General features: G+C 59.8%; 22 protein-coding genes. 20 read left to right on the top strand and 2 right to left on the bottom strand.

The features are described from left to right. Nucleotides 1–10 precede the first annotated feature (10 nt). The 5 genes from fliF to fliJ are packed head-to-tail and all read left to right on the top strand — an operon-like array spanning nt 11 to nt 5,425. Entirely contained in the window at nt 11–1,798 is a 1,788-nt protein-coding gene (fliF, locus tag ACVVH8_RS08210) for a flagellar basal-body MS-ring/collar protein FliF (RefSeq protein ID WP_103305368.1), read from the top strand. Continuing rightward, a complete protein-coding gene (gene fliG / locus ACVVH8_RS08215) occupies nt 1,791–2,810 on the top strand; it encodes a flagellar motor switch protein FliG (RefSeq protein WP_007920042.1) in 1,020 nt (339 codons plus the stop codon). The genes fliF and fliG overlap by 8 nt, the downstream gene beginning before the upstream one ends. A gap of 4 nt (nt 2,811–2,814) precedes the next feature. Further along, complete coding sequence (gene fliH / locus ACVVH8_RS08220) at nt 2,815–3,621, top strand: flagellar assembly protein FliH (RefSeq protein WP_103305369.1); 807 nt, start codon at nt 2,815–2,817, stop codon at nt 3,619–3,621. Next, complete coding sequence (fliI, locus tag ACVVH8_RS08225) at nt 3,611–4,969, top strand: flagellar protein export ATPase FliI (RefSeq protein WP_475229439.1); 1,359 nt, start codon at nt 3,611–3,613, stop codon at nt 4,967–4,969. The genes fliH and fliI overlap by 11 nt, the downstream gene beginning before the upstream one ends. A gap of 6 nt (nt 4,970–4,975) precedes the next feature. After that, complete coding sequence (gene fliJ / locus ACVVH8_RS08230) at nt 4,976–5,425, top strand: flagellar export protein FliJ (RefSeq protein WP_103305371.1); 450 nt, start codon at nt 4,976–4,978, stop codon at nt 5,423–5,425. Between the two features lie 28 nt (nt 5,426–5,453). Here the strand turns inward: fliJ and ACVVH8_RS08235 are convergent, their stop codons facing one another. After that, a complete protein-coding gene (locus ACVVH8_RS08235; protein WP_103305372.1) occupies nt 5,454–5,804 on the bottom strand; it encodes a hypothetical protein in 351 nt (116 codons plus the stop codon). 219 nt (nt 5,805–6,023) lie between these two features. Between ACVVH8_RS08235 and ACVVH8_RS08240 the strand changes: the two genes are divergently transcribed. The 13 genes from ACVVH8_RS08240 to ACVVH8_RS08300 all read left to right on the top strand — a co-directional run bounded on the left by ACVVH8_RS08240 (nt 6,024) and on the right by ACVVH8_RS08300 (nt 16,384). Further along, nucleotides 6,024–6,329 (top strand): STAS domain-containing protein, encoded by a 306-nt coding sequence (locus tag ACVVH8_RS08240; protein ID WP_103305373.1) that lies wholly within the window; start codon nt 6,024–6,026, stop codon nt 6,327–6,329. A 5-nt stretch (nt 6,330–6,334) separates the two neighbouring features. Continuing rightward, the gene (locus ACVVH8_RS08245) at nt 6,335–8,041 is read left to right on the top strand and encodes an ATP-binding SpoIIE family protein phosphatase (protein ID WP_401303988.1); all 1,707 of its coding nucleotides are present in this window, start codon (nt 6,335–6,337) and stop codon (nt 8,039–8,041) included. Nucleotides 8,042–8,072: 31 nt separating this feature from the next. Beyond that, nucleotides 8,073–8,420, top strand: coding sequence for an Hpt domain-containing protein (locus ACVVH8_RS08250; RefSeq protein ID WP_475229441.1), 348 nt, complete (start codon nt 8,073–8,075; stop codon nt 8,418–8,420). Nucleotides 8,421–8,526: 106 nt separating this feature from the next. After that, on the top strand, nt 8,527–9,897 hold the full coding sequence (locus tag ACVVH8_RS08255; RefSeq protein WP_475229444.1) for a flagellar hook-length control protein FliK: 1,371 nt from the start codon (nt 8,527–8,529) through the stop codon (nt 9,895–9,897). Nucleotides 9,898–10,117: 220 nt separating this feature from the next. Continuing rightward, entirely contained in the window at nt 10,118–10,621 is a 504-nt protein-coding gene (gene fliL, locus ACVVH8_RS08260) for a flagellar basal body-associated protein FliL (RefSeq protein WP_007920033.1), read from the top strand. Nucleotides 10,622–10,630: 9 nt separating this feature from the next. Next, on the top strand, nt 10,631–11,599 hold the full coding sequence (fliM, locus tag ACVVH8_RS08265) for a flagellar motor switch protein FliM (RefSeq protein WP_003222890.1): 969 nt from the start codon (nt 10,631–10,633) through the stop codon (nt 11,597–11,599). Between the two features lie 56 nt (nt 11,600–11,655). Beyond that, on the top strand, nt 11,656–12,111 hold the full coding sequence (gene fliN, locus ACVVH8_RS08270) for a flagellar motor switch protein FliN (RefSeq protein ID WP_475229447.1): 456 nt from the start codon (nt 11,656–11,658) through the stop codon (nt 12,109–12,111). Next, nucleotides 12,112–12,573: a flagellar biosynthetic protein FliO gene (fliO, locus tag ACVVH8_RS08275; RefSeq protein WP_315446268.1), complete on the top strand. Its 462-nt coding sequence runs from the start codon at nt 12,112–12,114 to the stop codon at nt 12,571–12,573. After that, a complete protein-coding gene (gene fliP, locus ACVVH8_RS08280; RefSeq protein ID WP_064121002.1) occupies nt 12,573–13,331 on the top strand; it encodes a flagellar type III secretion system pore protein FliP in 759 nt (252 codons plus the stop codon). Before fliO ends, fliP begins: the two co-directional genes overlap by 1 nt. Continuing rightward, nucleotides 13,328–13,597 (top strand): flagellar biosynthesis protein FliQ, encoded by a 270-nt coding sequence (fliQ, locus tag ACVVH8_RS08285; RefSeq protein WP_007920026.1) that lies wholly within the window; start codon nt 13,328–13,330, stop codon nt 13,595–13,597. Before fliP ends, fliQ begins: the two co-directional genes overlap by 4 nt. Before the next feature lie 3 nt (nt 13,598–13,600). Then, nucleotides 13,601–14,386 carry a flagellar biosynthetic protein FliR gene (gene fliR / locus ACVVH8_RS08290; RefSeq protein WP_103305378.1) on the top strand — a complete coding sequence of 262 codons (786 nt, stop codon included), beginning with the start codon at nt 13,601–13,603 and terminating at the stop codon, nt 14,384–14,386. Nucleotides 14,387–14,389: 3 nt separating this feature from the next. Further along, nucleotides 14,390–15,529: a flagellar biosynthesis protein FlhB gene (gene flhB / locus ACVVH8_RS08295; protein ID WP_103305379.1), complete on the top strand. Its 1,140-nt coding sequence runs from the start codon at nt 14,390–14,392 to the stop codon at nt 15,527–15,529. Between the two features lie 180 nt (nt 15,530–15,709). Beyond that, on the top strand, nt 15,710–16,384 hold the full coding sequence (locus tag ACVVH8_RS08300; protein ID WP_475229449.1) for a hypothetical protein: 675 nt from the start codon (nt 15,710–15,712) through the stop codon (nt 16,382–16,384). A gap of 282 nt (nt 16,385–16,666) precedes the next feature. Here the strand turns inward: ACVVH8_RS08300 and ACVVH8_RS08305 are convergent, their stop codons facing one another. Further along, complete coding sequence (locus ACVVH8_RS08305) at nt 16,667–17,026, bottom strand: DUF6124 family protein (protein ID WP_213027949.1); 360 nt, start codon at nt 17,024–17,026, stop codon at nt 16,667–16,669. 644 nt (nt 17,027–17,670) lie between these two features. Here ACVVH8_RS08305 and flhA point away from each other — a divergent pair. Both flhA and flhF read left to right on the top strand, forming a co-directional pair. Further along, a complete protein-coding gene (gene flhA / locus ACVVH8_RS08310) occupies nt 17,671–19,800 on the top strand; it encodes a flagellar biosynthesis protein FlhA (protein WP_213027951.1) in 2,130 nt (709 codons plus the stop codon). A gap of 11 nt (nt 19,801–19,811) precedes the next feature. Next, nucleotides 19,812–21,152 carry a flagellar biosynthesis protein FlhF gene (flhF, locus tag ACVVH8_RS08315; protein ID WP_103306839.1) on the top strand — a complete coding sequence of 447 codons (1,341 nt, stop codon included), beginning with the start codon at nt 19,812–19,814 and terminating at the stop codon, nt 21,150–21,152. Nucleotides 21,153–21,230 lie beyond the last annotated feature (78 nt).

A 21,230-nucleotide genomic window follows, 5' to 3' on the forward strand; every position in this document is an offset into this window, starting at 1 on the left:
AGATTGAGTCATGGCAGAAGCAGTCGCCGATAACGTTCCGGCCAAGGCCACCCCGATAGACGGCAAACCGCCGCTGTTCGGCCTGTCCTTCCTGGAAAACCTCTCCGAGATGACCGTGCTGCGTCAGGTGGGCCTGTTGGTCGGCCTGGCTGCGAGCGTGGCGATTGGCTTTGCCGTGGTGCTGTGGTCGCAGCAGCCGGATTACCGTCCGTTGTACGGCAGCCTTGCCGGCCTGGACGCCAAGCAGGTGATGGACACCCTGGCCTCCGCCGATATTCCTTACACCGTTGAACCGAATTCTGGCGCCTTGCTGGTCAAGGCCGATGACCTGTCCCGTGCGCGGATGAAACTCGCTGCTGCTGGTGTCACTCCCAGCGACGGCAACATCGGTTTCGAAATCCTCGACAAGGAACAGGGTCTGGGCACCAGCCAGTTCATGGAAGCGACCAATTATCGTCGCGGCCTCGAAGGTGAACTGGCCCGTACCATTTCCAGCCTGAACAACGTCAAGGGCGCTCGCGTGCACCTGGCGATTCCGAAGAGCTCGGTGTTCGTGCGTGATGAACGCAAGCCAAGCGCTTCGGTGCTGGTCGAGCTGTATTCCGGTCGTTCGCTGGAGCCGGGCCAGGTCGTGGCGATCATCAATCTGGTGGCCACCTCCGTTCCCGAGCTGAGCAAATCGCAGATCACCGTCGTCGACCAGAAGGGCAACCTGCTCTCTGATCAGGCGGAAAACTCCGAAATGACCATGGCCGGCAAGCAGTTCGATTACAGCCGCCGCATGGAAAGCATGCTGACTCAGCGCGTGCACAACATTCTGCAACCGGTGTTGGGTAACGACCGCTACAAGGCTGAAGTGTCGGCCGATATCGATTTCAATGCTGTCGAGTCCACCGCCGAGCAGTTCAACCCGGATCAACCGGCGCTGCGCAGTGAACAGTCGGTCAACGAACAACGTACCGCCAGCAATGGCCCGCAAGGTGTGCCGGGTGCCCTGAGCAACCAGCCACCGTCGCCAGCCTCGGCACCGCAAACCACCGGTGGCGCCGCAGCGCCTGCCAGCATGGTGCAGCCGGGTCAGCCATTGGTTGACGCCAACGGCCAGCAGATCATGGATCCGGCCACCGGCCAGCCGATGCTCGCGCCGTACCCGGCAGACAAGCGTCAACAATCCACCAAGAACTTCGAACTCGACCGTTCCATCAGCCACACCAAACAGCAGCAGGGTCGCCTGAATCGCCTGTCGGTGTCGGTGGTTGTCGATGATCAGGTCAAGGTCAATGCGGCTAACGGGGAAATCACCCGCGCGCCGTGGAGCGCCGACGAATTGTCGCGCTTCACCCGTCTGGTACAGGACGCGGTCGGCTTCGATGCCAGCCGTGGCGACAGTGTCAGCGTGATCAACATGCCGTTCTCCGCCGAGCGCGGCGAAGTGATTGCCGATATTCCGTTCTACTCCCAGCCATGGTTCTGGGACATCGTCAAACAAGTGCTGGGTGTGTTGTTCATCCTCGTGCTGGTGTTTGGTGTGCTGCGCCCGGTGTTGAACAACATCACCGGCGGTGGCAAAGGCAAGGAGCTGGCCGGTCTTGGCGGCGACGTGGAACTCGGTGGCATGGGCGGCCTGGACGGCGAACTTTCCAACGATCGCGTAAGCCTCGGTGGTCCGCAGAGCATTCTGTTGCCGAGCCCGAGTGAGGGTTATGACGCGCAACTGAATGCAATCAAGAGCCTTGTGGCTGAAGACCCGGGTCGTGTGGCTCAGGTCGTGAAAGAGTGGATTAACGCAGATGAGTGATAACCGAGCCGCCACCGTCAAACTGAACAAGGTCGACAAAGCCGCGATTCTGCTGCTGTCCCTGGGTTCGACCGATGCTGCGCAAGTGCTGCGCCACATGGGCCCGAAAGAGGTTCAGCGTGTCGGCGTGGCCATGGCGCAGATGGGTAACGTCCATCGCGAACAGGTCGAGCAGGTCATGAGCGAGTTCGTCGACATCGTCGGCGACCAGACCAGCCTCGGCGTCGGCTCCGACGACTACGTGCGCAAAATGCTCACCCAGGCCCTGGGTGAAGACAAAGCCAACGGCCTGATCGACCGTATCCTGCTCGGTGGCAACACCAGCGGCCTCGACAGCCTGAAATGGATGGAGCCACGCGCCGTAGCCGACGTGATCCGTTACGAACACCCGCAGATCCAGGCCATCGTGGTTGCGTACCTCGACCCGGATCAGGCCGGTGAAGTGCTCGGCAACTTTGACCACAAGGTGCGTCTGGACATCATCCTGCGCGTCTCGTCGTTGAACACCGTGCAGCCAGCGGCACTGAAAGAATTGAACCAGATTCTCGAGAAGCAGTTCTCCGGCAACTCGAACGCCTCGCGCACCACCCTGGGTGGCATCAAGCGTGCGGCAGACATCATGAACTTCCTCGACAGCTCGATCGAAGGCCAGCTCATGGACTCGATCCGCGAAGTCGACGAAGACCTGTCCGGTCAGATCGAAGACCTCATGTTCGTGTTCAACAACCTCGCCGATGTCGACGACCGTGGCATTCAGGCGCTGTTGCGCGAAGTGTCTTCCGACGTGCTGGTGCTGGCCCTCAAGGGTTCGGACGAAGGCGTCAAAGAAAAGATCTTCAAGAACATGTCCAAACGTGCGGCCGAACTGTTGCGCGACGATCTCGAGGCCAAAGGCCCGGTGCGCGTCAGCGACGTCGAAACCGCGCAGAAGGAAATCCTCACCATCGCCCGCCGTATGGCCGAAGCCGGAGAGATCGTGCTCGGTGGCAAGGGCGGCGAGGAAATGATCTAAGCCCATGGATAAGCACGATGACGATGTGACGGATCTGATCCGTGCCCGCGATGTCCGTGGCTTCGAGTCTTGGGCAATGCCAAGCTTCGATCCGCCGAAACCGGAACCCGAGCCGGAGCCGGAGCCCGAACCGCCGGAAATGGAAGAAGTGCCGCTGGAAGAAGTCCAGCCACTGACCCTGGAAGAACTCGAAAGCATCCGTCAGGAGGCTTACAACGAGGGCTTCGGCATCGGCGAAAAAGAAGGCTTCCACAGCGCTACGCTGAAGGTTCGTCAGGAAGCCGAAGTTGCGTTGGCGGCGAAACTGGCCAGCCTTGAGCAACTGATGACTCACCTGTTCGAGCCTATCGCCGAGCAAGACACCCAGATCGAAAAATCGCTGGTCGATCTCGTGCAACACATCACCAAACAGGTGATCAAGCGCGAGCTGGCCATCGATTCGTCGCAGATCGAACACGTCATGCGCGATGCGCTCAAGCTGTTGCCGCTGGGCGTGGAAAATGTGCGTCTGTACGTCAATCCGCAAGACTTCGAACAGGCCAAAGCCCTGCGCGAGCGTCACGAAGAAACCTGGCGCATCGTTGAAGACGAAGCGCTGATGCCGGGTGGTTGCCGGGTCGAGACGGCGCACAGCCGCATCGACGCGAGCATTGAAACCCGTGTCACTCAGGTCATGGACAAGCTGTTCGATCAATTGCACGAACAGGCTTTGCACCCGGCTGCCCCGGACTTGAGCCTGGATATTGCCGAAGACGTCAAACCGGCGGCCGAGCCAGACGAGCCGCTTGCGGACACCGCCGATGCGCCTTGAACGCACCAGTTTCGCCAAGCGCCTCAGCACCTATGCCGAAGCCACTGAAATTGCTGGCGCGCCGATTCTCGAAGGTCGCCTGTTGCGCATGGTTGGTCTCACGCTGGAAGCCGAAGGCTTGCGCGCAGCCATGGGCACGCGCTGCCTGGTAATCAATGACGACAGCTATCACCCGTCCCAGGTGGAAGCGGAAGTCATGGGATTCTCCGGTAGCAAAGTCTTTCTGATGCCGGTCGGCAGCGTCGCCGGTATCGCTCCCGGTGCCCGCGTGGTGCCGTTGGCTGAAACCGGTCGACTGCCGATGGGCATGAGCATGCTCGGCCGTGTGCTCGATGGCGCCGGTCGTGCGTTGGACGGCAAGGGTGGCATGAAAGCCGAAGACTGGGTGCCGATGGATGGCCCGACGATCAACCCGCTCAACCGCGACCCGATCAGCGTACCGCTGGACGTCGGCATCCGTTGCATCAACGGTTTGTTGACGGTGGGCCGTGGTCAGCGTCTGGGTCTGTTCGCCGGTACTGGTGTCGGTAAATCGGTATTGCTGGGCATGATGACCCGCTTCACCGAGGCCGACATTATCGTCGTCGGTCTGATCGGTGAGCGGGGTCGCGAAGTTAAAGAATTCATCGAGCACATCCTCGGTGAAGAAGGCCTCAAGCGTTCGGTGGTGGTGGCCTCGCCGGCGGACGATGCGCCGCTGATGCGTTTGCGCGCGGCGATGTACTGCACGCGGATTGCCGAGTATTTCCGCGACAAGGGCAAGAACGTCCTGTTGCTGATGGATTCGCTGACCCGTTTCGCCCAGGCGCAGCGGGAAATCGCTTTGGCCATCGGCGAGCCGCCAGCGACCAAGGGTTATCCGCCCTCGGTGTTCGCCAAACTGCCGAAATTGGTGGAGCGTGCCGGTAATGCCGAGAAGGGCGGGGGTTCGATCACCGCGTTCTACACGGTACTGTCCGAGGGCGATGACCAACAGGACCCGATTGCCGACTCGGCGCGGGGCGTACTTGATGGCCACATCGTGCTGTCGCGGCGTCTGGCAGAGGAAGGGCACTACCCGGCCATCGATATCGAAGCCTCGATCAGCCGGGTGATGCCGGCGGTGGTCTCGGCGGAACATATGCAGCGCGCGCAGTATTTCAAGCAATTGTGGTCGCGCTATCAGCAGAGTCGCGACCTCATCAGCGTCGGTGCGTACGTCGCTGGTGGCGATCGCGAGACCGATCTTGCGATTTCCCTGCAACCGCAATTGGTCAGGTACCAGCGTCAGGGCCTCAACGACAAAATCAACATGGGCGAAAGCCAGTCCTATCTCGAGACCCTGTTCGCCCCTGCGGCGGGCGGGTAACCGGCCATGGCCGTCAGCCGAGCCGCGCGTCTCGCTCCGGTGGTGGACATGGCCGAACAGGCCGAGAAAACCGCCGTGCAGCGCCTGGGTTATTTTCAGGGCCAGGTGAAGGTCGCCGAAAGCAAACTCGCCGACCTGCACGCCTTCCGTCTGGATTACTCGCAGCAATGGATCGTGCGCGGCAGCACTGGCGTCAGTGGGCAATGGCTGCTCGGCTTCCAGGGCTTTCTGGCGCAACTCGACACCGCCGTTGACCAGCAGCGGCAGAGCCTGGTCTGGCACCAGAACAAGCTCGACAAGGCTCGTGAGGAATGGCAACAGGCCTTCGCCAAGGTCGAGGGCCTGCGCAAACTGGTGCAGCGCTATCGCGAAGAGGCGCAACGCCTTGAAGACAAACGCGAGCAGAAGCTGCTCGATGAGTTGTCCCAGCGCTTGCCGCGGCGGGATGTTTTTTGATCTTGGCGCGGCGTGACTTATGAGCTCATTATTTTAAGACTTGAAACCTGAACGTTTCCGATCGGCCCAAGGGTACTGAATTGCGACTAACAGTGAAGTATGTTGTTACCTGCTGACCGATTAGCTGCCAATCATCTGCGCTATTAAATTTTGAGCCAACTTTCCCACTGCTCGCACCACCCGGGCTCACGTTGACGATTTTTTCGTACGATTTTCCGTCGTCCGTATTCAGCACGAAAGTGACCTGATCATTCAGGTCTGCGGCACACCACGCCATAAGCGCTGCTTTACCGCTCTCAAACTCAGCTCTGCTGACGATAATGGGCGAGCTGGTGCCATGCAGATGGGGGGCGGTAAAATTCGCGAGTGCATTGTTCATGATTGCGATCCTGTGGTTTTGTATGCAGCGATCTTGCTGCTCCACAATTGAATGATGTAGCTGGATCTGACGCTACTGTCAGATCTGACAGTAGCGACGAACGGTTTTCGAACCACGCAGCGAAGCAGGTGCTCGCATATCAAGCCATTTCTAAGTTGCTCGTGCTTGGATCTGGTGCTAAACCTTGTACAAGGTTGTTCATGACAAGGAAGCCAGTCAATGTCAGTCGTTACAGAATTATCCCCGGATGGTCAAAAACTGACGATTTTAGTCAAGGGTCGATTCGATTTCGCCAAGCATCAGGAATTTCGAGAGTCCTACGAGAATCTGCAGCCGAAACCCGAATCCTTTGAAGTGGATCTGAAAGACGCCACTTACCTCGACAGTTCGGCGCTCGGGATGTTGTTGCTGCTGCGCGATCATGCCGGCGGTGAGAGTGCCGAAATCACGCTGACCCACGCCAATGCCGATGTTCGCAAGATTCTTGCGATTTCAAATTTCGAACAAATCTTCGACGTGGCATAAGCGCAATGCAGGCTGATTCCGAGCCGCTGACAATTCTGATCGCCGAAGACAGCGCCGCCGACCGGTTGCTGTTGTCGACCATCGTTCGCCGTCAGGGCCATGAGGTGCTGACGGCGGCCAATGGTGCCGATGCTGTCGAGATCTTCCGCCGGCAGCAACCGCATCTTGTCCTGATGGACGCGATGATGCCGGTGATGGACGGTTTCGAGGCTGCGCGGCAGATCAAGGCGCTGGCCGGGGAAACCCTGGTGCCGATCATCTTCCTGACTTCGCTCACCGAAAGTGAGGCGTTGGCCCGCTGTCTGGAGGCCGGTGGTGACGACTTTCTGGCGAAGCCCTACAACCAGGTGATTCTTGCCGCCAAAATCAAGGCGATGGACCGCTTGCGCCGCTTGCAAGCCACGGTGCTGCAGCAGCGCGACCTGATCGCCAAACATCACGATTACCTGCTCAACGAGCAACGGGTCGCAAAAGCCGTGTTTGACAAGGTCGCGCACTCCGGTTGCCTGAGTGCGCCGAATATTCGTTATCTGCAATCACCCTATGCGCTGTTCAATGGCGACCTATTGCTGGCGGCGTATACGCCGGCGGGCGACATGCATGTGTTGCTGGGTGATTTCACCGGCCATGGCTTGCCGGCCGCCGTCGGTGCGATGCCGTTGGCCGAAGTGTTTTACGGCATGACGGCCAAGGGCTACGGCTTGGCGGAAACCCTGCGCGAGATGAACGCCAAGCTCAAGCGCATCCTGCCGGTGGACATGTTCTGTTGTGCGACGCTGCTGTGCCTGAGTTCTCAAAGGCGTTCGGTCGAAGTCTGGAACGGTGGCATGCCGGACGGCTATCTGCACCGGATTGCCAGCGGCGAGCGCGAGCCTCTGGCTGCGCGACATTTGCCGTTGGGGGTATTGAGCCCGCAGGCGTTCGATGACTGCACGCAGGTGCATCCGATGGCCGTCGGTGATCGGGTCTTCCTGTTGTCCGACGGGGTGATCGACACCAGTAACGCCAGTGATCAGTTGTTCGGCGTCGAGCGTTTGCAGCGAGTGTTCGCCAGCAATCGCGAGCCAGATCGACTGTTCGACGAGATCGAGCAGGCGCTGCGCGATTTTCGCGGTGAGGCTCGCGACGATGTGAGTATGGTCGAGGTCAGCCTGCTTGAGCCTGAGCAGGTGCACCCTGCGGTGCCGGTGTACTCCGACAGCGGTCAGTCGTGTCCGCTGGACTGGTCGGCGAGTTTCGAATTTCGTGGCGCCACGTTAAAGCGTTTCAATCCGTTGCCGTACCTGTTGCAGTTGCTCCAGGAGGTGCATGGGCTACGGGCGCAAAGCGGCGCGCTATACAGCGTGCTCGCCGAGTTGTATTCCAATGCACTGGAGCACGGGGTGTTGGGTCTGGACTCCAGCCTCAAGCGCGATGCCTCGGGATTCGCCCGCTACTATGAGCAGCGCAACGTGCGTCTGGAGAGTTTGCAGGATGGCTTTGTGCGTGTGCATTTGCAGGTGAAGCCGCAAGGCAAGGGCGGGTGTCTGCTTATCCGTGTCGACGACAGCGGTAAGGGTTTCGATGTCGCAAGGGTCATGGATCGGCCCCTGGACGGTGTCCGTCTGTCGGGACGCGGTGTCAGTCTGGTCCGGCAATTGGGGCGCAACGCGAGTTGGTCGGACGAAGGTCGTAGTGCCCACGTGGAGTTTTTCTGGGAGATTGAGGCATAATCGGCGCAATTCTTGATCAAGGAGTGAGCAAGTGACTGATAAACATATTGATCGCGAGGTGCTCAGCGTACTGCGCGAAGTCATGGAGGATGGTTATCCCGAATTGCTGGATACCTTTCTGGCGGATTCGGAAAACCGCCTGCTTGAGCTGCGCGAGACTGCCGATGCCAAGGTCTTGTCCGAAGTGGCTCATAGCTTCAAGGGCAGCGCCGGCAACATGGGCGCGGTTCGACTGGCCGAGCTTTGTCAGAGGCTTGAGTCGGACGCCAAAGACAAAAGCCCTGCACAAATCGCCAAACTGGTCGCCGAGATCAGTAGCGAATTCGCTCAGGTGCGGCCTGAATATGAGCATGAACGCCAGGACGCGCTAACCCAATAAAACGAGCCGTCCGGCGCTTTTCCAAAGCGTCGGACAAAACTGGCCCGGCACTTGCATTCATCTCCCGCAACTGTACCTACGATCCCAGTGCAGCGGAGACCGTTTCATGCCTGCGACCCCCAACATTCTTCTTCAGAACGCCGCCCAGGCCAAGGCGCAAGCCGCCTCTGCCAAACCGTCGGCAGTGGCCGCAGACGCCGGGGACAAGGCCTCAAGCTTCGCTCAGGTGTTTGCCAGTCAGGACTCGAGCAAGCCTGCCGTCACGGTTGACGCCCCGCTGAAATCGGCGCGCGACAAGGTCGCTGACACCGGCGGCAAGAAGGACGTCAGCAAGGATCAATCTGCCCCTGCGAAGCCGGCGGTTGCCGATAGCGGCAATGCCTTGCCTGCCGACAAACCGGTGGCGGCCGACGACAAGGTCGTCAGCAGCGACGAATCCGCGGATACCAACCAGACTCCGGTAGCCGATGCCACTCCAGTCGATCCGACGCTGGATCCTGCGTTGGCCGCCGTCGTGCAGCCGGCAGTGACGGCACCCGTCGTGCCGGTCCCGGTTGTCGAAGCGGCCACCCCGGCGAAAACCGAAACTCCGGCCGTGTCCCAATTGCCAGGTGTGGTCAAGGATCCGGCGGCGAGCACCGACAGCGATTTCGATCCTTCGGCCGACCCTCTCGATGCCTTGCCGGCCGTGCGCATGGCGATGGAGCAGGGTGGACATATCTCCGCCGCCAGCCAGGCACAACCGAAAGCGGCGCCCGCGCAGACTCAGGCTGACGGCGAATTGACCTCGGCGCAGAACTTTGCCGCCGGCATGGCCAGCATGCTTGATGTGCAGTCCGACAAGGACAGCACCAGTCAGGGCGGCGAGAAGGCTTTCAGCGGGCTGATCGATGACGGCCTGAAAGACCTGAAAACCGCCACCAGCGACACCCGCGTCGATGACTTCGCCAACCGCTTGGCGGCACTGACTCAGGCTGCCACGCCGAAAACTGCGAACGCAGTACCGGTCAATCAGCCGATCGCCATGCATCAAAGCGGCTGGACCGAAGAAGTGGTCAACCGCGTCATGTATCTGTCGAGCGCCAATCTGAAGGCGGCGGACATTCAGTTGCAGCCGGCCGAGCTGGGGCGTCTGGATATCCGCGTGAACATGGTCCCCGACCAGCAGACTCAGGTGACGTTCATGAGCGCGCACCCGAGTGTGCGTGAAGCGCTCGACGGGCAGATGCACCGGTTGCGTGAGATGTTCAACCAGCAGAGCATGGGCCAGGTCGACGTCAATGTGTCCGACCAGAGTCGCGGCTGGCAGGGGCAGCAAGGTCAGGAGCAGGCGCAGCAGGGCCAGAGTGGGCGCACCAGCGCTACCGGTGGTCGTCTGGATTCGGCGGATGAAGAGCTGGCACCCGCCGCTATTGCTGAAGCAGCCGCGCAAACCACCAGCGTGATCGGCACCAGCGCGGTCGACTATTACGCCTGACACACCGCTGTACCCTGTGGGAGCTGGCTTGCCAGCGATGGCGGCGGCACATTCGAAATCAATGTGTCAGACAAATCGCTATCGCTGGCAAGCCAGCTCCCACAGGGTCTTGCATCAGTCGATACATCCCTCTCGTCAATCCCTCCGACACTTCTGGCATAACACTTGCTCTTGCCTTGCCGTGCGACTGTGAAAACCCGATTAGTGACGGATTATTGGCATGGCGAAGAGCGAAACAGCAGCAGTGAAAGACCCAGCAACCAAAGGCAAACTCAAGCTGATCATCGTGATCGTGCTGGCGTTGCTGCTGGCCATTGGCGCGTCCGTGGGGGCGACCTGGTTCTTCATGCACAGCGCCCAAAGCAAGCCTGCCGAGGCCGCAGATGCAGCGCCCGTCGGCAAGCAGCCGGCGATTTTCGAGCCGATGGCGCCGGCCTTTGTCGCCAACTACAACCAGAACGGCCGTCAGCGCTACATGCAGGTGAGCATCACCATGCTGGCGCGTAACCAGGCCGATCTGGAAGCGCTGAAAGTGCACATGCCGGTGATCCGCAACAACCTGGTGATGCTCTTCTCCGGTCAGGATTTCGCCACTTTGGCGACGCCGGTCGGCCAGGAGATGTTGCGCCAGAAGGCCACAGCGAGCGTGCAGGAAGTGGCGCAGAAAGAGCTGGGCAAAGTGGTGATCGAACAGTTGCTTTTCACTAATTTCGTACTGCAGTAGGAACACGACATGGCCGTGCAGGATCTGCTGTCCCAGGATGAAATCGATGCGCTGTTGCATGGCGTCGACGATGGTCTGGTACAGACCGATAACGCTGCCGAACCCGGCAGTGTCAAAAGCTACGACCTGACCAGCCAGGATCGCATCGTCCGTGGACGCATGCCGACTCTGGAGATGATCAACGAGCGTTTTGCCCGTTACACCCGCATCAGCATGTTCAACATGCTGCGCCGCTCGGCGGACGTTGCCGTCGGTGGCGTACAGGTGATGAAGTTTGGCGAATACGTACACTCGCTGTACGTGCCGACCAGCCTCAACCTGGTCAAGATCAAACCCCTGCGCGGCACCGCGCTGTTCATCCTCGACGCCAAACTGGTGTTCAAACTGGTGGACAACTTCTTCGGCGGTGACGGTCGTCACGCGAAGATCGAAGGGCGTGAATTCACCCCGACCGAATTGCGCGTGGTGCGCATGGTGCTGGAGCAGGCCTTCGTCGATCTGAAAGAAGCCTGGCAGGCGATCATGGAAGTCAATTTCGAGTACATCAACTCGGAAGTGAACCCGGCCATGGCCAACATCGTCGGCCCGAGCGAAGCGATCGTGGTTTCCACCTTCCATATCGAACTCGATGGCGGTGGCGGCGACCTGCACGTGACCATGCCGTACTCGATGATCGAGCCGGTGCGCGAAATGCTCGACGCCGGTTTCCAGTCGGACCTCGACGATCAGGACGAGCGCTGGGTCAATGCCCTGCGCCAGGACGTGCTCGATGTCGACGTGCCGATCGGTGCCACCGTCGCCCGTCGCCAGTTGAAGCTGCGCGACATCCTGCACATGCAGCCGGGGGATGTGATCCCGGTGGAAATGCCGGAAGACATGATCATGCGCGCCAACGGCGTACCGGCCTTCAAGGTCAAGATGGGCTCGCACAAAGGCAACCTCGCGTTGCAAGTGATCGAGCCGATCGAGCGTCGCTGAAGCGCCGCTCTCACCCCCACACATTTAGCTGAATTGTTGCCCGCCGAGGACAAATGATGAACGACGATATGAACGCCCAGGACGATCAGGCACTGGCTGACGAATGGGCTGCTGCCCTGGAAGAAACTGGTGACGGCCAGGCTGACATCGATGCGCTGTTGGCTGCTGAAGCTGGCGCCGCCAGCTCCAACCGTCTGCCGATGGAAGAATTCGGCAGCGTGCCGAAGAACAACGATCCGGTAACGCTGGACGGTCCGAACCTGGACGTGATCCTCGACATCCCGGTGTCGATCTCGATGGAAGTGGGCAGCACCGACATCAACATTCGCAACCTGCTGCAACTCAACCAGGGTTCGGTCATCGAACTGGACCGCCTGGCGGGTGAGCCGCTGGACGTGCTGGTCAACGGCACGCTGATCGCTCACGGCGAAGTGGTCGTGGTCAACGAGAAGTTCGGCATCCGCCTGACCGACGTGATCAGCCCAAGCGAACGCATCAAGAAGCTGCGCTGAGTGAAAAGGTTTCTCTGGGCTCTGCTCGCGTTGCCGTTGAGCGTGCTGGCCGCTGAACCGGCGGCAACCCACGCTGCTGCTGCGCCGGTTGCCGCGACTGCGCCGATGGTCAACAGCGGCGTGGCCGGGCAATTGACGCAACTGGTATTCGGCTTGCTGCTGGTGCTGGGGCTGATCTTCTTCCTTGCCTGGCTGTTGCGTCGAGTGCAGCAGGCAGGCCCGGCAGGCAAGGGCCAGGTGATCGAGCTGATCGGTTCCCGTGCGCTCGGTCCGCGTGACCGTTTGATGCTGGTGCAGGTCGGCAATGAGCAGATTCTGCTCGGTCTGAGCCCCGGCACCATCACCGCGCTGCACGTGCTCAAAGAGCCGGTTGAAGTGCCAGGTACCAGCGAGAAAGCGACCCCGGAATTCGCTCAGCATCTGCTGAAGATTCTCGGCAAGGATCAGAAGGATAAGAAGTAATGGGTGCGCTACGCATCGTCTTGACGCTGGCCCTGTTGCTGGCCGCGCCGCTGGCGTTCGCCGCCGATCCGTTGTCGATCCCGGCGATCACGCTGGGCACCAACGCCGACGGCGCGCAGGAATATTCGGTCAGTCTGCAGATTCTGCTGATCATGACCGCGCTGAGTTTTATCCCGGCGGCGGTCATCCTGATGACCAGTTTCACGCGGATCATTATCGTCTTCTCGATCCTGCGTCAGGCCCTGGGCCTGCAACAGACACCGTCGAACCAGATCCTCACGGGCATGGCGCTGTTCCTGACCATGTTCATCATGGCGCCGGTGTTCGATCGGGTGAACAACGATGCGTTGCAACCGTATCTGGCCGAGAAACTCACCGCTCAGCAAGCGGTGGAAAAGGCTCAGGTGCCGATCAAGGACTTCATGCTCGCGCAGACCCGCACCAGTGATCTGGAGCTGTTCATGCGCCTGTCCAAGCGCACCGACATCGCCACCCCGGATCAGGCGCCGCTGACCATTCTGGTACCCGCGTTCGTCACGTCCGAGCTGAAAACCGCGTTCCAGATCGGCTTCATGATCTTCATTCCGTTCCTGATCATCGACCTCGTCGTGGCCAGTGTGCTGATGGCGATGGGTATGATGATGCTCTCGCCGCTGATCATCTCGCTGCCGTTCAAGATCATGCTGTTTGTGCTGGTGGATGGCTGGGCGCTGATCATCGGCACGCTGGCCAGCAGTTTTGGAGGTGTTTCGCCATGACGCCGGAAGTCGCGGTCGACATATTTCGTGAGGCGCTTTGGCTGACCACGTTGATGGTCGCGATTCTGGTGGTGCCGAGCCTGTTGGTCGGTTTGCTGGTGGCAATGTTCCAGGCGGCCACGCAGATCAACGAACAGACCCTGAGCTTCCTGCCGCGTCTGCTGGTGATGCTGGTCACGCTGATCGTCGCCGGCCCGTGGATCGTGCAGACGTTCATGGAGTACATCATTCAGTTGTACAAAAACATTCCGATGGTCATCGGCTAAGCCATGCAATCGCTGCTGCAGTTGACCGACACCCAGATCAGTTCCTGGGTGGCGACGTTCATGTTGCCGCTGTTTCGCGTCGCCTCGATGCTGATGGTCATGCCCGTGTTCGGCACAACCCTCATCCCCCGGCGTGTGCGCCTGTATTTCGCCGTGGCGATTACTGTGGTGATTGTGCCCGGCCTGCCGCCGATGCCGGCGGTCAGTCCGCTCGATCTCAGCGGGCTGCTGTTGATTGCCGAACAGATCCTGGTCGGCGCCGTACTCGGGTTTTCCTTGCAGCTGTTTTTCCAGGCCTTTGCTGTGGCCGGGCAGATTGTCGCGATCCAGATGGGTATGGGCTTCGCCTCGATGGTCGACCCGGCCAACGGTGTCTCGGTGGCGGTGATCGGACAATTCTTCACCATGCTGGTGACGCTGCTGTTCCTGTCGATGAATGGCCATCTCGTGGTGTTCGAGGTCCTCACCGAAAGCTTCACCACGTTGCCCGTGGGCAGTGGGTTGATGACCGCGCATTACTGGGAGTTGGCCGGCAAACTCGGCTGGGTGCTGGGCGCGGCGTTGTTGCTGGTATTGCCGGCGGTCACCGCGCTGCTGGTGGTCAATATCGCGTTCGGCGTGATGACCCGTGCCGCGCCGCAACTGAACATTTTCTCCATCGGTTTTCCACTGACCCTGGTGCTCGGCCTGTTCATTGTCTGGGTCGGCCTGGCGGACATTCTCAATCAGTACCAGCCGCTGGCTACCGAGGCCTTGCAGCTGTTACGCGAACTGGCACGGGCGCGCTGACTCATGGCCGAGAGCGAAAGCGGTCAGGACAAAACAGAAGACCCCACGGAGAAACGTAAAAAGGACTCCCGGGAGAAGGGTGAGATCGCCCGCTCGAAAGAGCTCAACACCCTCGCCGTGATGATGGCCGGTGCCAGCGCGCTGTTGATATTCGGCGGCATGCTCGCCGAAGACCTGATGGACCTGATGCGTATGAACTTCACGCTGTCGCGCGAAGTGATCATGAACCAGGGCTCCATGGGCACGTTCCTGATGCAGTCGGGCAAGCTCGCCCTGGTGGCGATTCAGCCGATCATGATCACCTTGTTGCTGGCCGCGTTGATCGGGCCGATTTCCCTCGGTGGCTGGCTGTTCGCGGCCGGCTCCCTGGCGCCCAAGTTCAGCCGGATGAACCCGGCAGCGGGCATCAAGCGGATGTTCTCGTTCAAGTCTGTGGTCGAACTGCTCAAGGCTTTGGCGAAGTTTCTGATCACCTTGGGTGTGGCGTTGGTGGTGCTGTCCGCCGACGTCGATGACTTTTTGCGCATCGCCCATGAACCGCTGGACCGGGCGATCATTCACAGCGTCACGCTGGTTGCCTGGAGTACGTTGTGGCTGGCTTGCGGGCTGATCATCATCGCTGCGGTCGACGTGCCGGTGCAGCTCTGGGAAGCCCACAAGAAACTGCTGATGACCAAGCAGGAAGTGCGCGACGAGCACAAGGATCAGGAAGGCCGGCCTGAAGTCAAGCAACGCATCCGTCAAACCCAGCGCGAGATGTCCCAGCGGCGGATGATGGCGGCGATTCCCGATGCCGACGTGGTCATCACCAACCCGACCCACTACGCGGTGGCGCTCAAGTACGATTCCGAGAAGGGTGGGGCACCCGTCCTGTTGGCCAAGGGCAGTGACTTCCTGGCGCTGAAGATCCGTGAAATCGCCGTGGCCAACAACGTCATGCTCCTCGAGTCGCCGGGGCTGGCGCGGTCGATCTACTACTCCACTGAGCTCGATCAGGAAATCCCCGGGGGCTTGTATCTTGCGGTTGCCCAGGTCCTGGCCTACGTCTACCAGATCCGCCAATTCCAGGCGGGCAAGGGCAAGCGCCCGGATCCGCTCAAGGACGATCTGCCGATTCCGCCGGACCTGCGTCGCGATTCCTGACGGTTACCGTCTGTCTGAAAGACCTCTGCACCTGTTATTTCTGACAGTAGCCAGTGAGCGCTCCTCAGCGATCTAATTGCCATGGGATTTCTCCCGGCATTTTCCCTGTATTGGTGGCTCTGATCATTCGATGCGAGTGCCAGGGATCGGCGTCTACGTCAGGTTTCAGAGGAAGCGATCATGGCAGCGAATCCGCTAAAAAAATTGGACGGCATGGAGATGGAGTTTGTCTCCGGTGTGTTGGAAAGGCGCCCTGATGAGCGCGCAATCGGTTACACCGTCACGTTCAAACTGATTCTGGATTTCACTCATTTCAAGCACATGGCCAACGCCTATAGTCCAAATTATCTGGAGGTGCCGACTAACTCGATTCGGCCTGAGGTGGAGGGGCTGGCGTACCACTCTAGCTACAATTTGATTGGCAAACCTGACGAAAAAATCGTCAACAGCGCGATGCTTTTCGAGCGATTCACCCATCTGGAGGACTACATGGATGGCTGGATCTACGATGAAATGGAAAGGCGCTACAGCAAACCGCAATTCACCATTGAAGGTGATGCTCTTTTCATTACGGCACGTCAGGACTTTCGCTGGTTGGATCCCGCGCGCCAGATCGAAATCAAAGACCTCGCCATCATCCCTTTCAAGTGGGGGCTAACCCTGATAGAGCAGCGCGTAAAAGTGTCCTGGGGGAAGCCAGACATTAGAACGCCTGAGGAGATAGTGACGTTTATGTACACGCAGACTGAGTTCGTCGACATCGAAGGGGTCTTCGTGCTCAAGGGTTCGCGCTACATCAATGGCAAGGCCCTCAGTTTCGGTGTGATTGCACCTGAGCAGGTTTTGACGGCGTAGTGATGGGCAGCATGGCCGCCACGTTGTTGCTGGACGACCGTGGAAACGGTTTGATCGAGAGCTGAAACGAAAAAACCGCCGTCCCGATTGAACCGGGCGGCGGTTTTTTCATGCCTGAAGACATGTGTTGGCTGTGCGTCAGTTTTCGCGAGCAAGCCTGCTCTCACAGGTTTGGTAACTGCTCACAGGCTTGTGATTAATGCATATCCCTGTGGGAGCGGGCTTGCCCGCGAAGACCTCAGCAACCACAGCACAGCACTCAAGCCTTGTCAGACAGTCCTGCTACTGCGGCACCTGCAGATTATCCAGCACCCGATTCACCGCCAATTCCCCGAGCATGATCAGCTGCGCAATCCCCAACAGCGTCCGGCGCTGCGACGCTGGCAAGAGGTGGGCAAAGTCACTGGCAATGGTTCTTGCCGAAGCAAGGGTCTCGAAGGCATCGGCCAGCATCTCCTCGTTTTTGAAGTCCGCAGTAACGGCGTACATCCTGCGGGTTCTGCGGGGCGGTGGTGTGGACCCGGGCGGGCAGAGATAGTGATCGAGGGCGCGGTCGGCGGCGTCGTTGAGCTTTTTCGAATCGAGGGATTCGTAGGGGGAGGTGAGATCGGTTTCGGGCGGGTTGGGTGTTGGTTTGAACATGGTGAGACTCCGTGGTTGATTTGGCCGCCACGGCTCATCGCTAAACAAGTAAAGGTGGCGGCTGTACGCAGGTTAGCGATCCGGGTCACAGAAACCCCGGGTAGACCCGAAGGTCTCCCACGCACAGCCACCATGACGCCAATTGCAGATAGACAAAAACTGCAATTGAGAATGGGCATGTTGCGTCTGTTAGATGCCGGATCGCTAAACCCGATCGCTGATTCGTCAGCGACCGCACCACAATAGAACCCGCCCCCTAGGCGCACAAGCCGGCGGATTCTGGCGTAGCTGTAGGCAATTACGCAAGGATGTGTAGCCTTTGAGGCGTGTCCTGAAGTGTCTTTTAAACACCGCGGTTTAAGAGGCACTTTGCGCTGGCTTCACGGGCGCCTTCGCGAGCAGGCTCGCTCCCACATTTGGAATGCATTCCAATCCCACATTCTGGTTTGTATTTCATTCCGCATTAGGAGTGCGGTTCCCTGTAGGAGCGAGCCTGCTCGCGAAAGGGCCAGCCCAATCAGCAAAAATTCCCCGCCAAGCCCCTCTATTTCATTCCCCGGCAAAAGTTGGAAAGCTTCTTGCAGTACCCGCCGTGCGTCCGCTCTGGGCGTCAAAAGTTTGCTTTAAAGGAACGGGGAAAACCGGTGGATCGCTCTCAGTTATTCAACACTGCTCGCTCGAATGTTGCCGACCTCAGTCGAGGCAATCTGGGCGTGCCGTTGTTGCTGCTGGTCATGCTGGCCATGATGATGCTGCCGGTGCCGCCGTTCCTGCTCGACGTGTTTTTCACCTTCAACATCGCGCTGTCGATTGTCGTCCTGCTGGTCTGCGTGTACGCGCTGCGGCCGCTGGATTTCGCGGTGTTCCCGACCATTCTGCTGGTCGCGACGTTACTGCGGCTGGCATTGAACGTGGCGTCGACGCGGGTGGTGATGCTTCACGGTCAGGACGGCCACGCTGCTGCCGGTAAGGTGATCCAGGCCTTCGGTGAAGTAGTGATCGGCGGTAACTACGTGGTCGGTATCGTGGTCTTCGCGATCCTGATGATCATTAACTTCGTCGTGGTGACCAAGGGTGCCGGGCGGATTTCCGAGGTGAGCGCGCGCTTCACCCTCGATGCGATGCCCGGCAAACAAATGGCGATCGACGCCGACCTCAACGCCGGTCTGATCGACCAGAACCAGGCCAAGGCGCGTCGTCAGGAAGTGGCGCAAGAGGCCGAGTTTTACGGTTCGATGGACGGTGCCAGCAAATTCGTTCGCGGTGACGCCATCGCCGGCCTGCTGATTCTGTTCATCAACCTTATCGGCGGCATGGCCGTCGGTATCTTCCAGCACAACATGAGCTTCGGCGACGCCGGCCGGGTTTACGCCTTGCTGACCATCGGTGACGGTTTGGTGGCGCAATTGCCATCACTGTTGTTATCGACAGCGGCGGCAATCATGGTGACCCGTGCTTCCGGCTCGGAAGACATGGGCAAGCAGATCAATCGCCAGATGTTCGCCTCGCCGAAAGCGCTGGCGGTGGCCGCAGGTTTGATGGCGGTCATGGGTCTGGTGCCGGGCATGCCGCACTTCTCGTTCCTGAGCATGGCGGCGCTGGCTGCTGGCGGCGCTTACCTGTTCTGGAAAAAGCAGAACGTTGCCAAGGTCGAAGCACTGCAAGAGGTCAAGCGCCAGCAGGAACTGCTGCCGTCGCCGGCCCGCGCCATGGAAACCAAGGAGCTTGGATGGGATGACGTGACCCCGATCGACATGATCGGCCTGGAAGTCGGTTATCGCCTGATTCCATTGGTAGACCGCAATCAGGGCGGGCAACTGCTGGCACGGATCAAGGGCGTGCGCAAGAAGCTCTCGCAGGATCTGGGCTTCCTGATGCCGACCGTGCACATCCGCGACAACCTCGATCTGGCGCCGAGCGCCTATCGCCTGACCCTGATGGGCGTGATTCTCGCCGAAGCGGAGATCTACCCGGATCGTGAACTGGCGATCAACCCGGGCCAGGTCTACGGCACGCTCAACGGTATCAACGCCAAAGATCCGGCTTTCGGCCTGGAGGCGGTGTGGATCGAAATCAGCCAGCGTGCCCAGGCACAATCCCTCGGTTACACGGTGGTGGATGCCAGTACCGTGGTCGCGACCCACTTGAACCAGATTTTGTACAAGCACTCCAGCGAGCTGATTGGCCACGAAGAAGTCCAGCAACTCATGCAATTGCTGGCCAAAAGCTCGCCGAAACTGGCCGAAGAGCTGGTGCCGGGCGTGGTCACGTTGTCGCAGTTGCTCAAAGTGCTGCAAGCGTTGCTGGCCGAACACGTGCCGGTGCGCGATATCCGCAGCATCGCCGAAGCCATCGCCAACAACGCCGCGAAGAGTCAAGATACCGCCGCGCTGGTGGCTGCCGTGCGGGTCGGCGTATCTCGCGCCATCGTCCAAAGCATTGTAGGCACTGACTCCGAGCTGCCTGTGATCACCTTGGAACCAAGGTTGGAACAAATATTGCTCAATAGTCTGCAGAAGGCAGGACAAGGCTCGGAAGAGGGCGTTCTGCTGGAGCCAAGCATGGCCGAGAAGCTGCAACGGTCGCTCATCGAAGCGGCGCAGCGTCAGGAAATGCAAGGTCAGCCGGTGATCCTGTTGGTAGCAGGCCCGATCCGCGCGATGCTTTCGCGTTTCGGCCGCCTCGCGGTCCCGGGGCTACACGTGCTGGCCTACCAGGAAATACCGGACAACAAGCAAGTGACCATCGTTGCGACAGTAGGGCCCAACGGCTGAGGTAGTGGTTTATGCAAGTTAAGCGTTTCTTTGCCGCCGATATGCGTCAGGCCATGAAGCTGGTTCGTGATGAGCTGGGCGCTGATGCCGCCATCATTGGCAATCGCCGCATTGCCGGCGGTGTCGAGTTGACGGCGGCACTGGATTACAAATTGTCGGCGCTGGCGCCACGGGTTCCGAATATGGAACTCGAAGACGAGCTGCGCAAGACCCAGTCGCGCATCGTTACCGCCCAGGCCGAACTGAGCCTGCGTGGCGAAGCCGATGGCAATAGCAATCGCCAGATTTTCGCCGGGCTGCCGTTGACCGCTGGCCTGCCGCTGACTGCCGCTGAGCCGCTGAGCGAGCCGACTTACGCCGCCCCGGCGCGTCCGGCCCCGGCGCCTGCGCAGTCCTCCGGCGGCGTGGATCCGCGTGCGCTGGATTCGATGCGTTTTGAATTGAACAGCCTGCGCGAGCTGATGGAAGTCCAGCTCGGCACGCTCGCCTGGAATCAGCTGCAAGGCAGCCGTCCGGCGCAAGCCAACCTGTATCGCCGTCTGCAGCGGATCGGCCTGTCCGGCCCGCTGTCGCGCGACCTGCTGGCGATGATCACCGATATTGAAGAACCTCGTCAGGCCTGGCGCATGTTGCTCGCGCATCTGGCGCGGATGATTGCCGTACCGGAAGTCGAGCCGCTGGAAGAGGGCGGTGTGATTGCCATGGTCGGCCCCGCCGGTATGGGCAAGACCACCACGCTGGCCAAACTGGCGGCCCGTTATGTGCTCAAGTACGGCGCGCAGAATGTGGCGCTGGTGAGCATGGACAGTTTCCGTATCGGCGCTCAGGAACAACTGAAGACCCTCGGTCGCATCCTCAATGTGCCGGTGACCCACGTCGATCCGGGCCAGTCGCTGGTGCAGGCGCTGGATCCTCTGCTGCGCAAACGCGTGGTGCTGATCGATACCGCCGGCCTGCAAGCCAGCGACCCAGCTCTGCGCATGCAGCTCGAAAGCCTGGCCGGGCGTGGCATCCGTGCAAAAAATTATCTCGTGCTGGCAACCACCAGCCAGAAACAGGTTCTAACCGCCGCTTATCACAGTTACAAGCGTTGCGGGCTCGCCGGCTGCATCCTGACTAAACTGGATGAAACGGCCAGCCTTGGCGAAGTGTTGAGCCTGGCGATCAGTCATGAATTGCCGGTCGCGTATCTGACCGATGGCCCACGGATTCCGGATGATCTGCATCTGCCGCGCCGTCATCAACTGGTCAGCCGCGCCGTCAGCGTGCAAATGCAGGAAGAACCCAGCGAAGAAGCCATGGCCGACATGTTCGCTGATATCTATCACAGCCCGACCAAGCAGGTTGGCTGAGGTAATCATGAACAGTTTTTGTACCTACATCGATGGTCTGCCATGCATTGTTCCGGTTGTGAACGCGCAGCCAGTAAT

This window comes from Pseudomonas trutticola BRTCR10, assembly GCF_056155105.1.

What these genes read in the sequence shown, in the direction of transcription:
- fliJ (WP_103305371.1), top strand. Translation starts at nt 4,976, where the DNA reads ATGGCCGTCAGCCGAGCCGCGCGTCTCGCTCCGGTGGTGGACATGGCC.
- flhF (WP_103306839.1), top strand. Translation starts at nt 19,812, where the DNA reads ATGCAAGTTAAGCGTTTCTTTGCCGCCGATATGCGTCAGGCCATGAAG.
- ACVVH8_RS08300 (WP_475229449.1), top strand. Translation starts at nt 15,710, where the DNA reads ATGGCAGCGAATCCGCTAAAAAAATTGGACGGCATGGAGATGGAGTTT.
- fliL (WP_007920033.1), top strand. Translation starts at nt 10,118, where the DNA reads ATGGCGAAGAGCGAAACAGCAGCAGTGAAAGACCCAGCAACCAAAGGC.
- fliG (WP_007920042.1), top strand. Translation starts at nt 1,791, where the DNA reads ATGAGTGATAACCGAGCCGCCACCGTCAAACTGAACAAGGTCGACAAA.
- ACVVH8_RS08240 (WP_103305373.1), top strand. Translation starts at nt 6,024, where the DNA reads ATGTCAGTCGTTACAGAATTATCCCCGGATGGTCAAAAACTGACGATT.
- fliM (WP_003222890.1), top strand. Translation starts at nt 10,631, where the DNA reads ATGGCCGTGCAGGATCTGCTGTCCCAGGATGAAATCGATGCGCTGTTG.
- fliF (WP_103305368.1), top strand. Translation starts at nt 11, where the DNA reads ATGGCAGAAGCAGTCGCCGATAACGTTCCGGCCAAGGCCACCCCGATA.
- fliH (WP_103305369.1), top strand. Translation starts at nt 2,815, where the DNA reads ATGGATAAGCACGATGACGATGTGACGGATCTGATCCGTGCCCGCGAT.
- ACVVH8_RS08245 (WP_401303988.1), top strand. Translation starts at nt 6,335, where the DNA reads ATGCAGGCTGATTCCGAGCCGCTGACAATTCTGATCGCCGAAGACAGC.
- fliQ (WP_007920026.1), top strand. Translation starts at nt 13,328, where the DNA reads ATGACGCCGGAAGTCGCGGTCGACATATTTCGTGAGGCGCTTTGGCTG.
- ACVVH8_RS08305 (WP_213027949.1), bottom strand. Translation starts at nt 17,026, where the DNA reads ATGTTCAAACCAACACCCAACCCGCCCGAAACCGATCTCACCTCCCCC.
- fliR (WP_103305378.1), top strand. Translation starts at nt 13,601, where the DNA reads ATGCAATCGCTGCTGCAGTTGACCGACACCCAGATCAGTTCCTGGGTG.
- fliN (WP_475229447.1), top strand. Translation starts at nt 11,656, where the DNA reads ATGAACGACGATATGAACGCCCAGGACGATCAGGCACTGGCTGACGAA.
- fliP (WP_064121002.1), top strand. Translation starts at nt 12,573, where the DNA reads ATGGGTGCGCTACGCATCGTCTTGACGCTGGCCCTGTTGCTGGCCGCG.
- ACVVH8_RS08235 (WP_103305372.1), bottom strand. Translation starts at nt 5,804, where the DNA reads ATGAACAATGCACTCGCGAATTTTACCGCCCCCCATCTGCATGGCACC.
- fliI (WP_475229439.1), top strand. Translation starts at nt 3,611, where the DNA reads ATGCGCCTTGAACGCACCAGTTTCGCCAAGCGCCTCAGCACCTATGCC.
- flhB (WP_103305379.1), top strand. Translation starts at nt 14,390, where the DNA reads ATGGCCGAGAGCGAAAGCGGTCAGGACAAAACAGAAGACCCCACGGAG.
- ACVVH8_RS08255 (WP_475229444.1), top strand. Translation starts at nt 8,527, where the DNA reads ATGCCTGCGACCCCCAACATTCTTCTTCAGAACGCCGCCCAGGCCAAG.